We start from the raw sequence: 12593 nt of genomic DNA on the forward strand, positions 1-12593 counted from the left end.
ATTCCTGCCGCCGGCATCGAAATGCGGGCGGCGTGTGACAGACAGAACTCAAGGAGCAAATGATGGCGGCAATTACCGCAAGCATGGTTGCAGAACTGCGCGCGAAGACCGACGCGCCGATGATGGAATGCAAGAAGGCGCTGACGGAAGCCGACGGCGATCTGGCGCGCGCTGAAGAACTGCTGCGCGTGAAGCTCGGCAACAAGGCGAGCAAGGCGGCATCGCGCGTGACGGCCGAAGGCGTCGTCGCATCGTTCATCAACGGCAACGCTGGTTCGCTCGTCGAGCTGAACTGCGAAACCGACTTCGTCTCGAAGAACGACGACTTCCTCGCGTTCTCGAAGAAGATCGCCGAACTCGTCGCGACGCAAAACCCGGCTGACGTCGCGGCGCTGTCAGCCCTGCCGCTCGACGGCCAAACCGTCGACGCAGTGCGCCTCGCGCTGGTCGGCAAGATCGGCGAAAACCTGTCGATCCGCCGTTTCGTGCGCTTCGACACCGCGAACAAGCTGGCGGCGTACCTGCACGGCACGCGCATCGGCGTGCTGGTCGAGTACACCGGCGCGGACGAACAGGTCGGCAAGGACGTGGCGATGCACATCGCCGCGATGAAGCCGGTCTCACTGTCGTCGGACGACGTGCCGGCGGACCTGATCGCCAAGGAACGCAGCATCGCTGAACAGAAGGCCGCCGAATCGGGCAAGCCGGCTGAAATCGTCGCGAAGATGGTCGACGGCACCGTGCAGAAGTACCTGAAGGAAGTGTCGCTGCTGAACCAGACGTTCGTGAAGAACGACAAGCAGACGATCGAGCAGATGCTGAAGGCGGGCAACTCGAGCGTGCAGAAGTTCGCGCTGTTCGTGGTCGGCGAAGGCATCGAGAAGAAGCAGGACGACTTCGCAGCGGAAGTGGCCGCCCAGGTCGCTGCTGCAAAGCAACAATAAGCGCTACCCAAGCTTCACCGCCGTACCGTTTGGACCCGGGGCGAGGCAAGACCTCGCCGCGGTCGGCAGCGCCGCAAGGCCGCGCACGAGTTGACCCTCGCCGCGCGGCCGCCGCTGGCGAACCTCAGGGTTCGCCAATTTGGCGGTGCTTGCCCGAATCAGCATTTCACCCCTACATTAGTCCCTTGTTGTTGCCCTGTTCTGCGCGATCTGGATACCCCTATGCCCACTGCCTATAAACGCGTCCTGCTCAAACTCTCCGGTGAAGCTCTGATGGGCGACGATGCCTTCGGCATCAATCGCGGAACCATCGAACGAATGGTGGCGGACGTGGCCGAAGTGGTCCGTCTCGGAACGCAACTGGCCGTGGTGATCGGCGGCGGCAATATTTTTCGCGGCGTCGCGGGCGGTGCGGCGGGTATGGACCGCGCAACGGCCGACTACATGGGTATGCTCGCCACGATGATGAACGCGCTGGCGCTGCAGGACGCGATGCGTCACGCCGGCATCGAGGCGCGCGTGCAATCGGCGCTGCGCATGGACCAGGTCGTCGAGCCGTACATCCGGCCCCGCGCGATCCGCCAGCTCGAGGAAGGCAAGGTCGTGATCTTCGCGGCCGGCACCGGCAACCCGTTCTTTACGACCGATACGGCCGCTGCATTGCGCGGCGCGGAAATCGGCGCGGAGGTGGTGCTGAAGGCGACCAAGGTGGACGGCGTCTATTCGGCCGATCCGAAGAAGGATTCGAGCGCGACCCGCTACAGCACGATCAGCTTCGATGAGGCAATCGGCCGCAATCTGCAGGTGATGGACGCGACGGCTTTCGCTCTGTGCCGCGACCAGAAGCTGCCGATCCGCGTGTTTTCGATCGTCAAACCCGGTGCGCTCAAGCGCATCGTGCTAGGTGAGGACGAGGGCACCCTCGTCCACGTGTAAACTTCGTTTACATTACGTGGGCTTTGACGCGAGCCCGGGCCGCCGCATCGCGCGTGCCGGGCGGCTCGCACCGTTTTGAAGGTTCGGAGGTTTAAAAATGTCTGTGGCTGATATCAGGAAGGGCGCTGAACAGAAGATGCAGCGCTCCATCGACGCGTTCAGGAACGACCTGTCGAAGATCCGCACGGGCCGTGCGCACACGGGCCTGCTCGATCATATCCAGTGCGACTACTATGGCTCGCCGGTGCCGATTTCGCAGGTCGCGAACCTGACGCTGATCGACGCGCGCACGATCGGCGTGCAGCCGTGGGAAAAGAAGATGGTCCAGGTCGTCGAAAAGGCGATCCGCGAGTCGGATCTCGGTCTGAACCCAGCTACCCATGGCGATGTGATCCGCGTACCGATGCCAGCGTTGACCGAAGAGCGTCGCCGCGAGCTGACCAAGGTCGTTCGCAGCGAAGCCGAAACGGCCAAGGTGGCCGTGCGCAACCTGCGCCGCGACGCCAACGAGCAACTGAAGAAGCTCGTCAAGGACAAGGAAATCTCGGAAGACGACGAGCGTCGTGCCGGTGACGACGTCCAGAAGCTGACGGACAAGTTCGTCGCCGAAATCGACAAGCTCGTCACAACGAAAGAAGCCGAGATCATGACGGTCTGACGCCGTTCGGCTCAGCACCTTCTGATTTCCACTTCTTTACTGGCATTACTGTCCCGACGGCCATGACCTATACCAGCTCAACCGTGCGCGTGCCTGAAGTCGCCGCGGTGCCGCGACATATCGCGATCATCATGGATGGCAACGGCCGTTGGGCCACGCAGCGGCGTCTGCCCCGCGTGGCGGGCCATACGCGCGGCGTCGACGCGGTGCGGGCGGCCGTCGAGGCGTGCGCGCGGCGGGGCGTCGAATATCTGACGCTGTTCGCGTTCAGCTCGGAGAACTGGCGCCGTCCGAACGAAGAGGTATCGTTCCTGATGCGCCTGTTCGTCACCGCGCTCGAGCGCGAGATCGGCAAGCTGCACGCGAACGGGATCCGTTTGCGCGTGGTCGGCGATCTCGAGCGTTTCGACGACAAGATCCGCGATCTGATCAAGCGCGCGGAAACCAAGACCGCGCGCAACACCCGTCTCACGCTGACCATCGCCGCGAACTACGGCGGGCGCTGGGACATCATGCAGGCCGCCCGCAAGCTCGTCGAGCAAGCGGCGGCGGGCAAGCCGGTCGAGGTCAACGAGGACGCGTTCGCCGAGCACCTGTCGATGGCCTACGCACCCGAGCCGGACCTGTTCATCCGCACCGGCGGCGAGCGCCGCGTCAGCAACTTCCTGCTGTGGCAGCTTGCCTACACCGAGTTCTATTTCACCGACACGTTCTGGCCGGATTTCGACGCCGACGCGCTCGGTCACGCCATCGCTTCGTACACGGAGCGGGAACGCCGCTTCGGCCGCACCAGTGCTCAGCTCGAGCCGCAATCGCAGAACGTCGATTCGCTTCCATGCTAAAAACCCGTGTCATCACGGCGATCGTGTTGCTGGCAGTGTTCCTGCCTGTCACGCTGTTCGCGCCTATCGGCGCATTCGGCGCGCTGATCGCTTTCGTCGTCGTGTTCGCCGCGTGGGAGTGGGCGCGCCTGCTGAAGCTCGGTGGCGCGGGTCCGGTGCTGTACGCGCTCGTCGCGGCGCTCGGACTCGTCACCAGTACGCGGGTGGGCATCGGCACCGAGCCTGCGCGGCCGTTCTTCCAGGCGGCGGCGATTTTCTGGGTGATCGCCGGTCCATTCGCGCTGCTGCGTAAGCCCGTGCTCGCGCAGGGCGCGTGGCGCGCGTTTCTGTTTCTTGCCGGAATCGTCGGTTTCATCGCGTGCTGGCATGCTCTCGTCGCCGCGCGCATGCAGGGTGTGCCGTTCGTGCTGTCGCTGCTGCTATTGGTATGGCTCGCCGATATCGGCGCATACTTCTCCGGGAAGGCATTTGGCAAGCACAAGCTGGCGCCAGCGATCAGTCCGGGTAAAACCTGGGAGGGGGCGATCGGCGGCTGGCTGCTGGTCATGATCGTCGCGGCCGCGGCGATCTTTTTGCACGCGTTCGAGCCGACCCTGTATTCTGCGCTGCTGGCGCAACTGGGTGCGCTGCGCACGGTGCTCGCGCTGACCCTGCTGGTGGTTTTCAGCGTGGTCGGTGATCTGTTCGAATCGATGATGAAACGTCAGGCCGGCGTCAAAGACTCGAGCGGCCTGTTGCCGGGGCACGGCGGCGTGCTCGATCGCATCGACGCGTTGTTGCCGGTGCTGCCGCTCGCCATGCTGCTGCTCGGCTAGAGAAAGAGATATGCAAAAACGTCTGACATTGCTCGGTTCTACGGGCTCGATTGGAGACAGTACGCTCGACGTGGTCGCGCGTCATCCCGAGCGGTTTTCGATTTACGCGCTGAGCGCGCATCGCAACGGCGACAAGCTCGTCGGGCAATGCCTGCGGTTCGCGCCCGAAGTGGCGGTGGTCGGCGACGCCGACACGGCCGCGAAGGTCGCCGCGAAGCTGCGCGAAGCGGGCAGCAAGACCGAGGTCACGTACGGGCCGCAGGCGCTCGTCGACGTCGCGAAGAGCGAGGGCTGCGACACGGTGGTCGCGGCGATCGTCGGCGCGGCCGGTCTCGCGCCGAGCCTTGCCGCGGCGCGCGCCGGCAAGCGTATCCTGCTCGCGAACAAGGAAGCGCTGGTGATGTCCGGCGCGATCTTCATGGACGCGGTGCGCGACCACGGCGCGGTGCTGCTGCCGGTCGACAGCGAACACAACGCGATTTTCCAATGCCTGCCGCGTGAAGCGTCGCTGCATGGCGGCGTTTCAAAGATCATCCTGACCGCATCGGGCGGCCCGTTCCGCACGCGCGAACCGGCCACGCTCGTCGACGTGACGCCTGACGAAGCCTGCAAGCATCCGAACTGGGTGATGGGCCGCAAGATCTCGGTCGACTCGGCCACGATGATGAACAAGGGCCTCGAAGTGATCGAGGCGCACTGGCTGTTCAACCTGCCCGGCGAGCGCATCGAGGTGCTGATCCATCCGCAGAGCGTGATTCATTCGCTGGTGTCGTACGCGGACGGTTCGGTGCTCGCGCAGCTCGGCAACCCCGACATGCGCACGCCGATCGCGCACGCGCTCGCGTTTCCGGATCGCGTCGATTCCGGAGTCGCGCAGCTCGATCTCGCGGAGATCGCGTCGCTGTCGTTCGAAAAACCCGACTACGCGCGCTTCCCGTGCCTCGCGCTCGCCATGAAGGCGCTTGCGGAAGGCGGCGTCGCGAGCGCGGCGTTGAACGCCGCGAACGAGATCGCGGTGGAGGCATTTCTCGCGCGCCGCATCGGCTTCATGGCGATTGCCGAGGCGGTCGACTCGGTGCTGAACGCGTTGCCGAACCGCAGCGCGCACGCGCTCGACGACGTCATCGAAGCGGACGCCGCCGCGCGCCGAGCTGCTACCGAATTCATCGCGCGTCTGCCTGACGGCGCCCGTCGCACGGAACGCGCCGTCCAGTGAGGCGTTTATGAATCTGCTGATCGAACTGCTCGCTTTCGCGGTTGCGATTGGCGTACTCGTGGTAGTCCACGAGTACGGGCACTACAGCGTCGCGCGTCTGTGCGGCGTGAAGGTGCTGCGCTTCTCGATCGGCTTCGGCAAGCCGCTCGTTCAGTGGGTCAGTCCGAAGACGGGCACCGAGTGGACGATTGCCGCGCTGCCGCTCGGCGGCTACGTGAAGATGCTCGACGAGCGCGAGACCGGCCCCGGTTCGATTCCCGAAGCGGATCTGCCGCATGCGTTCAACCGCCAGTCGGTGTGGCGGCGCTTCGCGATCGTCGCGGCCGGTCCGGTCGCGAATTTCCTGCTCGCGATCGTGCTGTTCGCGCTCGTGTTCGCAACTGGCGTGACCGAACCGGCCGCCGTGATCGCGACACCCGCGCCGAACACGCCGGCCGCGCTGGCGGGCTTCGAGGGCGGCGAGACCATCGTCGGTGTGCGCACCGGCCATAGCGATGAGACCGAGCCGGTGCGGTCGTGGTCGGATCTGCGCTGGAAGCTGCTCGGCGCCGCGTTCGATCAGCAGCGCATCGTGCTCAGTGCAAAAGACGCGCACGGCACGTCCGATTTTCCGATGGACCTGCGCGGCCTCGGCGAGAAAGACGTCGACGACGATCTGATGTCGCGCCTCGGCTTCGAGCCCGGCGGCGGCAAGCTGACGGTGGCGGGCGTGCAGGCGGGCAGCGCCGCGCAAAAGGCGGGGCTCGTCGCCGGCGACCGACTGCGCGCGATCAACGGCACGCCGACCGATAATGCCTCGGCCTTCATCGCTTTTGTAAAATCGCACGCCGGCGTGCCGGTCACGCTGCGGGTGGAGCGCGGGGGCCGTGGCGGTCATGCGGCGGGCGCGCTCGAAGAAATCACCATCGTGCCGCAGCTGCAGCGCGATGCGGCGAGCGGGCAGCAGATCGGCCGCATCGGCGCGGAGCTGGCGACCCAGGTGCCGTTGATCGACGTGCGCTACGGGCCGCTCGAGAGCCTCCACCTCGGCGCGCGCCGTACCTGGGATCTCGCGGTGTACTCGGTCAGGATGTTCGGCCGGATGATCGTCGGCGAGGCGTCGCTGAAGAATCTGTCCGGTCCGGTGACGATCGCCGACTACGCGGGAAAGAGCGCACGTCTGGGTCCTGCCGCGTTTCTGTCGTTCCTGGCCCTTGTCAGCATTAGCCTCGGCGTGCTGAACCTGCTACCAATTCCGGTATTGGATGGGGGTCATCTGTTATATTATTTGGTTGAAGCTGTGACCGGTAAAGTTGTCTCCGATCGCTGGCAACTCGTTTTTCAGAGGGCGGGGCTTGCCTGCATCGTCGCGTTGTCGGCGATTGCGCTGTTCAACGATCTGGCTCGTTTAATCCATTTTTAAAGTGTCCGGCGGCGTTCACGAGGGCGGCCGCCAGGCCTGATGCAGCTATACATACTGGGGAAGCACGTTGTTCAAACCTCATCGCTTTGGTCCAAAGACGGTTGTAGCCGCGGCGTTCGCCGCGCATGGGCTGGTTGCTCACGCAACGACGCCCTTCGTGGTGCAAGACATTCGCATTGAGGGATTGCAACGCGTCGAACCGGGCACGGTGTTCGCGTACCTGCCCATCAAGCAAGGCGATACCTTTTCCGACGACAAGGCGTCCGAAGCGATTCGCGCGCTGTACGCGACGGGCTTCTTCAACGACGTCAAGATCGCGACCGAAGGCAACGTGGTGATCGTGCAGGTGCAAGAGCGCCCGGCCATCGGCACGATCGACTTCGCCGGTATCCACGAGTTCGACAAGGACAACCTGATCAAGGCGCTGCGCGCGGTCGGGCTGTCGCAAGGCCGCTACTACGACAAGGCCCTCGTCGACAAGGCCGAGCAGGAGCTGAAGCGCCAGTATCTGACGCGCGGTTTTTACGCGGCTGAAGTCACCACGACGATCACGCCGATCGACCGCAACCGCGTCGGCATCCTGTTCTCGGTGGCCGAAGGTCCGAGCGCGAAGATCCGTCAGATCAACTTCATCGGCAACAAGACATTCAGCACCGGCACGTTGCGCGACGAAATGCAGCTGTCCACGCCGAACTGGTTCTCGTGGTACACGAAGAACGACCTGTACGCGAAAGACAAGCTCACCGGCGACCTCGAGAACGTCCGCTCGTACTACCTGAACCGCGGCTATCTCGAGTTCAGCATCGAATCGACCCAGGTGTCGATTTCGCCGGACAAGAAGGACATGTACCTGACGGTCACGCTGCATGAAGGTCAGCCGTACACGATTTCGAACATCCGCCTCGCCGGCAATCTGCTCGACCGCGAAGCGGAACTGAAGAAGCTGATCAAGATCAAGCCGGGCGACCGCTTCTCGGCCGAAAAGCTGCAGGCCACCACGAAGGCGATCGTCGACAAGCTCGGCGAGTACGGCTACGCGTTCGCGACCGTCAATGCACAGCCGCAGATCGACCAGAACAACCACACCGTCGACCTGACGCTTCAGGTCGACCCGAGCCGTCGCGTGTACGTGCGCCGCATCAACGTGGTCGGCAACACGCGCACGCGCGACGAAGTGGTGCGCCGCGAAATGCGCCAGCTCGAAAGCTCGTGGTTCGATTCGAACCGCCTCGCGCTGTCGAAGGACCGTATCAACCGTCTCGGCTACTTCACCGACGTCGACGTGACCACGGTGCCGGTCGAAGGCACGCCCGACCAGGTCGACATCGACGTGAAGGTCGCCGAAAAACCGACCGGCGCGATCACGCTTGGCGCGGGCTTCTCATCGACGGACAAGGTGGTGCTGTCGGCGGGTATCTCGCAGGACAACGTGTTCGGCTCCGGCACGAGCCTCTCGGTGAACATCAATACCGCGAAGACGTACCGTACGCTGACGGTCACGCAGGTCGACCCGTACTTCACGGTGGACGGCATCAAGCGGATCACCGACGTCTACTACCGCACGTACCAGCCGCTGTACTATTCGACCGATTCGAGCTTCAAGATCGTCACGATTGGCGGTGACCTGAAGTTCGGCATTCCGTTCTCCGAAGTCGACACGGTGTTTTTCGGCGTCGGCTTCGAGCAGAACCAGCTCGACATCGACTCGAATACGCCGCAAAGCTATATCGACTACGTGAACCAGTTCGGCCGCGTGTCGAACAACGTACCGCTGACGGTCGGTTGGTCGCGCGACGCGCGTGACAGCGCGCTGGTGCCGAGCCGCGGCTACTTCACGCAGGCGAACGCCGAGTACGGCACGCCGATCGGGGGCACGCAGTACTACAAGGCCGACATCAACGCGCAGTACTATTACTCGTTCGCGCGTGGCTTCGTGCTGGGCTTCAACTTCCAGGGCGGCTACGGTAACGGCCTCGGCGGCAAGCCTTATCCGATCTTCAAGAACTACTTCGCCGGCGGTATCGGTTCGGTGCGCGGCTACGAGCCGAGCTCGCTCGGTCCGCGAGACGCGAAGACCAACGACCCGATCGGCGGCTCGAAGCTGCTCGTCGGCAATATCGAGCTCACGTTCCCGCTGCCGGGCACGGGCTACGATCGCACGCTGCGTGTGTTCACGTTCCTCGACGCCGGTAACGTGTGGGGAACGGAAGGTAACAGCATCGGCGCAAATGGCCTGCGTTACGGCTACGGTGTGGGTCTCGCGTGGATCTCGCCGATCGGCCCGCTCAAGTTGAGCCTTGGCTTCCCGCTCACGAAGCACACTGGCGACCAGTACCAGAAGTTCCAGTTCCAGATCGGGACGGCGTTCTGATCGGGCGGCGGGTGTTCCCGGCGGCCGGCGTTGCCGGCGGCCGGCTGCGGCGCCGGACCCGGCCAAACTACAGTATCGAGAGGATGACTTTGCTAACCGGTATGTTTTCGAAACGTGTAGCGTGCGCATTGGCGCTGGCAATGACCCTCGGGGTCGGCATGGCGCACGCGCAGGAGGCGAGGATCGCCGCGGTGAATTCCGACCGCATCCTGCGCGAATCGGCGGCGGCGAAAGCCGCGCAGCTGAAGCTCGAGGCCGAATTCGCGAAGCGGGACAAGGATCTCGCCGACATGGCGCAAAAGCTCAAGTCGATGTCCGATGCACTCGACAAGAATGGCGCGACAATGTCGGCGACCGATCGCGCGCAAAAGCAGCGCGATCTGTCGCAGCTCGACTCGGACTTCCAACGCAAGCAGCGTGAGTTCCGCGAAGACCTGAACCAGCGCCGCAACGAGGAACTCGCGGCGGTGCTCGATCGCGCGAACAAGGTCATCAAGCAGATCGCCGAAACGCAGCACTACGATCTGATCGTCCAGGAAGCGGTGTACGTGAGCCCGCGCATCGATATCACCGACCAGGTGCTGAAGGCACTTGCGGCATCGGGCAACTGAGGGCAACTAAGGGCAATGAGGGCGACTGAGGGCGGCGCGCGGTCGCCCCGCACGCCTCGGCGCGCGCCCCTCGCAATGATTTGAATGGGACCAGAGTAAGCGCTAAAGCGCCAACTCTGGTCGACATTGGAGACAGGATAGGCATGGCATTTACGCTCGAGGACATCGTCCAGCGGTTCGGCGGTGAAGTAGTCGGTAACGGGGCGCAGCGCGTGAGCAGTCTTGCGCCGCTCGACCAGGCCGGCCCGGACCAGTTGGCGTTCCTCGCCAATCCGAAGTATCTGTCGCAGGTCGAAACGACCCGCGCCGGCGCAGTGCTGATCAATGCCGGCGACCTCGCGAAGCTCGCCTCGCGCGAAGCTCGAAACTTCATCGTCACGCCAAATCCCTACGCTTACTTTGCGCGCATCGCGCAAACCTTCATCGACCTGGCCGCGCCGAGAGCGGTCCCCGGCGTGCATCCGAGCGCAACCATCGATCCTTCCGCCCAGGTCGCCGCGAGCGCGGTGATCGGTCCGCGTGTCACCGTGGAAGCGGGCGCAGTGATCGGCGAGCACGCGCGGCTCGACGCCAACGTCGTAATCGGCCGCGGCACCCGCGTCGGGGCGAACTCACATCTGTATCCGAACGTGACCGTGTACCACGGCTGCAAGCTCGGCGAGCGCGTGATCGTCCACGCGGGCGCGGTGATCGGCTCGGACGGCTTCGGCTTCGCGCCCGACTTCGTCGGCGAGGGCGACGCACGCACCGGCAGTTGGGTCAAGATTCCGCAGGTCGGCGGCGTGTCGATCGCGAACGACGTCGAAATCGGCGCGAACACCACGATCGACCGCGGCGCGATGGCCGACACGATCATCGAGGAGTGCGTGAAGATCGACAACCTCGTGCAGATCGGCCACAACTGCAAGGTCGGCGCCTACACGGTGATCGCGGGCTGCGCGGGCATCGCGGGCAGCACGACCATCGGCCGTCATTGCATGATCGGCGGAGCGGTCGGCATTGCCGGACACGTGACGCTCGCCGATTACGTGATCGTCACCGCAAAGTCGGGCGTGTCGAAGTCGCTGCTGAAGCCCGGCATGTACACGAGCGCGTTCCCGGCCGTGAACCACGCGGACTGGAACAAAAGCGCCGCGCTGCTGCGCAATATCGACAAGCTTCGCGATCGCATCAAAGCGCTGGAGAACGCCACCGTCGACAAAGCCGGCAATGCCACTGACGGCGCCGCAGGTCAACCCGCAGGCAACAAGATCTGACAGTTATCCCGGCGACCCATCCGCACCGCGTAAAATAGTGGTCGAGCATCGTGAAGCAAAGCCGGTGGCCGTGACCGGGTGGCACGACCACCGGTCATCAGAGGCGCCGGTCGTGCGCGTTTTCAACCCACCTGCACCCAGCATCCGCAGTCATCATCGCGCAGTCAATGCGTGAGCAGAAACACCATGAGCACCGAAAAAATCAATCTCGACATTCATAAGATTCTCACGCTGCTGCCGCATCGTTATCCGATCCTGCTAGTCGACCGGGTGCTCGAACTCGAACCGCACAAGAGCATCAAAGCGTTGAAGAACGTGTCGATCAATGAGCCGTATTTTCAGGGACATTTCCCGACGCGGCCGGTGATGCCAGGCGTGCTGATCCTCGAAGCCCTCGCGCAGACCGCGGCGCTGCTGACGTTCTCGGAAGAGCCGAGCGATCCGTCGAACACGCTGTACCTGTTCGTCGGCATCGACAACGCGCGCTTCAAGCGCGTGGTGGAACCGGGCGATCAGCTGATCCTGAACTGCACGTTCGAGCGTCACATGCGCGGCATCTGGAAGTTCAAGGCGCGCGCCGAAGTGGATGGCGTCGTCGCGGCGGAAGCCGATCTGATGTGCGCGGTGCGCCACACGGACAAAGACGCGTAAAAGCCCGCGTCGGGGCAGGTCGCGGCGCGGCAAGGCACGCGCGCGGCGGCCCTGACGGCAAGGCCATCCACACAACGCAACAGAATCAGAAGCGAGGACGCATGAGCAGGATCCATCCCACCGCGATCATCGAAGCGGGCGCGCAGCTGGACGAATCCGTCGAAGTCGGGCCCTATGCGGTGATCGGCGCACACGTGACGATCGGTGCGCGCAGCACGGTCGGCTCGCACAGCGTGATCGAAGGCTATACCACGCTCGGCGAAGACAACCGCATCGGCCATTACGCATCGGTCGGCGGGCGTCCGCAGGACATGAAGTACCAGGACGAGCCGACCAGGCTCGTGATCGGCAACCGCAACATGATCCGCGAGTTCACGACGATCCACACCGGCACGGTGCAGGACGCGGGCGTCACCACGCTCGGCGACGACAACTGGATCATGGCCTACGTGCACATCGGTCACGACTGCCACGTCGGCAACAACGTGATCCTGTCGAGCAACGCGCAGATGGCCGGTCACGTGACGATCGGCGACTACGCGATCATCGGCGGCATGTCGGGCGTGCATCAGTTCGTGCGCATCGGTGCGCATTCGATGCTCGGCGGCGCGTCGGCGCTCGTGCAGGACGTGCCGCCGTATGTGATCGCCGCGGGCAACAAGGCCGAGCCGCACGGCATCAACGTCGAAGGGCTGCGTCGCCGCGGCTTCTCGGCCGACGCGATCTCGGTGCTGCGCACCGCGTATCGCGTGCTGTACAAGAACGGCCTGTCGCTCGAAGAAGCGAAGGTGCAACTGAAGGAACTCGGTTCGGCCGGCGGTGACGGCGACGCCCCGGTGCAGACGCTGCTCGCGTTCGTCGAAGCGTCGCAGCGCGGCATCATCCGCTAAC

General features: G+C 64.1%; 12 protein-coding genes. All 12 read left to right on the plus strand.

Features of this window, described 5'->3' with window-relative positions:
* Positions 1 to 62 precede the first annotated feature (62 nt).
* Entirely contained in the window at positions 63 to 944 is an 882-nt protein-coding gene (gene tsf, locus F6X37_RS04585; protein WP_090800589.1) for a translation elongation factor Ts, read from the plus strand.
* Between the two features lie 222 nt (positions 945 to 1166).
* Positions 1167 to 1880, plus strand: coding sequence for a UMP kinase (pyrH, locus tag F6X37_RS04590; protein ID WP_090800588.1), 714 nt, complete (start codon positions 1167 to 1169; stop codon positions 1878 to 1880).
* Between the two features lie 97 nt (positions 1881 to 1977).
* Complete coding sequence (gene frr, locus F6X37_RS04595; RefSeq protein WP_090800586.1) at positions 1978 to 2538, plus strand: ribosome recycling factor; 561 nt, start codon at positions 1978 to 1980, stop codon at positions 2536 to 2538.
* A gap of 62 nt (positions 2539 to 2600) precedes the next feature.
* Entirely contained in the window at positions 2601 to 3380 is a 780-nt protein-coding gene (gene uppS, locus F6X37_RS04600) for a polyprenyl diphosphate synthase (protein ID WP_090800585.1), read from the plus strand.
* Complete coding sequence (locus F6X37_RS04605; RefSeq protein WP_090800583.1) at positions 3374 to 4195, plus strand: phosphatidate cytidylyltransferase; 822 nt, start codon at positions 3374 to 3376, stop codon at positions 4193 to 4195. The genes uppS and F6X37_RS04605 overlap by 7 nt, the downstream gene beginning before the upstream one ends.
* Before the next feature lie 10 nt (positions 4196 to 4205).
* On the plus strand, positions 4206 to 5411 hold the full coding sequence (locus tag F6X37_RS04610) for a 1-deoxy-D-xylulose-5-phosphate reductoisomerase (RefSeq protein WP_184056899.1): 1206 nt from the start codon (positions 4206 to 4208) through the stop codon (positions 5409 to 5411).
* Between the two features lie 7 nt (positions 5412 to 5418).
* On the plus strand, positions 5419 to 6813 hold the full coding sequence (gene rseP, locus F6X37_RS04615; protein ID WP_187610475.1) for an RIP metalloprotease RseP: 1395 nt from the start codon (positions 5419 to 5421) through the stop codon (positions 6811 to 6813).
* Positions 6814 to 6880: 67 nt separating this feature from the next.
* Complete coding sequence (gene bamA / locus F6X37_RS04620; RefSeq protein WP_184056894.1) at positions 6881 to 9184, plus strand: outer membrane protein assembly factor BamA; 2304 nt, start codon at positions 6881 to 6883, stop codon at positions 9182 to 9184.
* An 89-nt stretch (positions 9185 to 9273) separates the two neighbouring features.
* Complete coding sequence (locus F6X37_RS04625; protein WP_026225318.1) at positions 9274 to 9795, plus strand: OmpH family outer membrane protein; 522 nt, start codon at positions 9274 to 9276, stop codon at positions 9793 to 9795.
* Between the two features lie 143 nt (positions 9796 to 9938).
* Positions 9939 to 11051 carry a UDP-3-O-(3-hydroxymyristoyl)glucosamine N-acyltransferase gene (gene lpxD, locus F6X37_RS04630; RefSeq protein WP_090800579.1) on the plus strand — a complete coding sequence of 371 codons (1113 nt, stop codon included), beginning with the start codon at positions 9939 to 9941 and terminating at the stop codon, positions 11049 to 11051.
* Positions 11052 to 11237: 186 nt separating this feature from the next.
* Positions 11238 to 11702, plus strand: coding sequence for a 3-hydroxyacyl-ACP dehydratase FabZ (fabZ, locus tag F6X37_RS04635; RefSeq protein WP_006048683.1), 465 nt, complete (start codon positions 11238 to 11240; stop codon positions 11700 to 11702).
* 101 nt (positions 11703 to 11803) lie between these two features.
* Positions 11804 to 12592: an acyl-ACP--UDP-N-acetylglucosamine O-acyltransferase gene (gene lpxA, locus F6X37_RS04640; protein ID WP_184056892.1), complete on the plus strand. Its 789-nt coding sequence runs from the start codon at positions 11804 to 11806 to the stop codon at positions 12590 to 12592.
* Position 12593: the final 1 nt, after the last annotated feature.

The sequence above is a fragment of the Paraburkholderia sp. 31.1 genome (assembly GCF_014397645.1).
In the GTDB taxonomy this organism is placed as follows: domain Bacteria; phylum Pseudomonadota; class Gammaproteobacteria; order Burkholderiales; family Burkholderiaceae; genus Paraburkholderia; species Paraburkholderia tuberum.

What these genes read in the sequence shown, in the direction of transcription:
- pyrH (WP_090800588.1), top strand. Translation starts at nt 1,167, where the DNA reads ATGCCCACTGCCTATAAACGCGTCCTGCTCAAACTCTCCGGTGAAGCT.
- F6X37_RS04605 (WP_090800583.1), top strand. Translation starts at nt 3,374, where the DNA reads ATGCTAAAAACCCGTGTCATCACGGCGATCGTGTTGCTGGCAGTGTTC.
- lpxA (WP_184056892.1), top strand. Translation starts at nt 11,804, where the DNA reads ATGAGCAGGATCCATCCCACCGCGATCATCGAAGCGGGCGCGCAGCTG.
- rseP (WP_187610475.1), top strand. Translation starts at nt 5,419, where the DNA reads ATGAATCTGCTGATCGAACTGCTCGCTTTCGCGGTTGCGATTGGCGTA.
- fabZ (WP_006048683.1), top strand. Translation starts at nt 11,238, where the DNA reads ATGAGCACCGAAAAAATCAATCTCGACATTCATAAGATTCTCACGCTG.
- F6X37_RS04610 (WP_184056899.1), top strand. Translation starts at nt 4,206, where the DNA reads ATGCAAAAACGTCTGACATTGCTCGGTTCTACGGGCTCGATTGGAGAC.
- tsf (WP_090800589.1), top strand. Translation starts at nt 63, where the DNA reads ATGGCGGCAATTACCGCAAGCATGGTTGCAGAACTGCGCGCGAAGACC.
- lpxD (WP_090800579.1), top strand. Translation starts at nt 9,939, where the DNA reads ATGGCATTTACGCTCGAGGACATCGTCCAGCGGTTCGGCGGTGAAGTA.
- frr (WP_090800586.1), top strand. Translation starts at nt 1,978, where the DNA reads ATGTCTGTGGCTGATATCAGGAAGGGCGCTGAACAGAAGATGCAGCGC.
- uppS (WP_090800585.1), top strand. Translation starts at nt 2,601, where the DNA reads ATGACCTATACCAGCTCAACCGTGCGCGTGCCTGAAGTCGCCGCGGTG.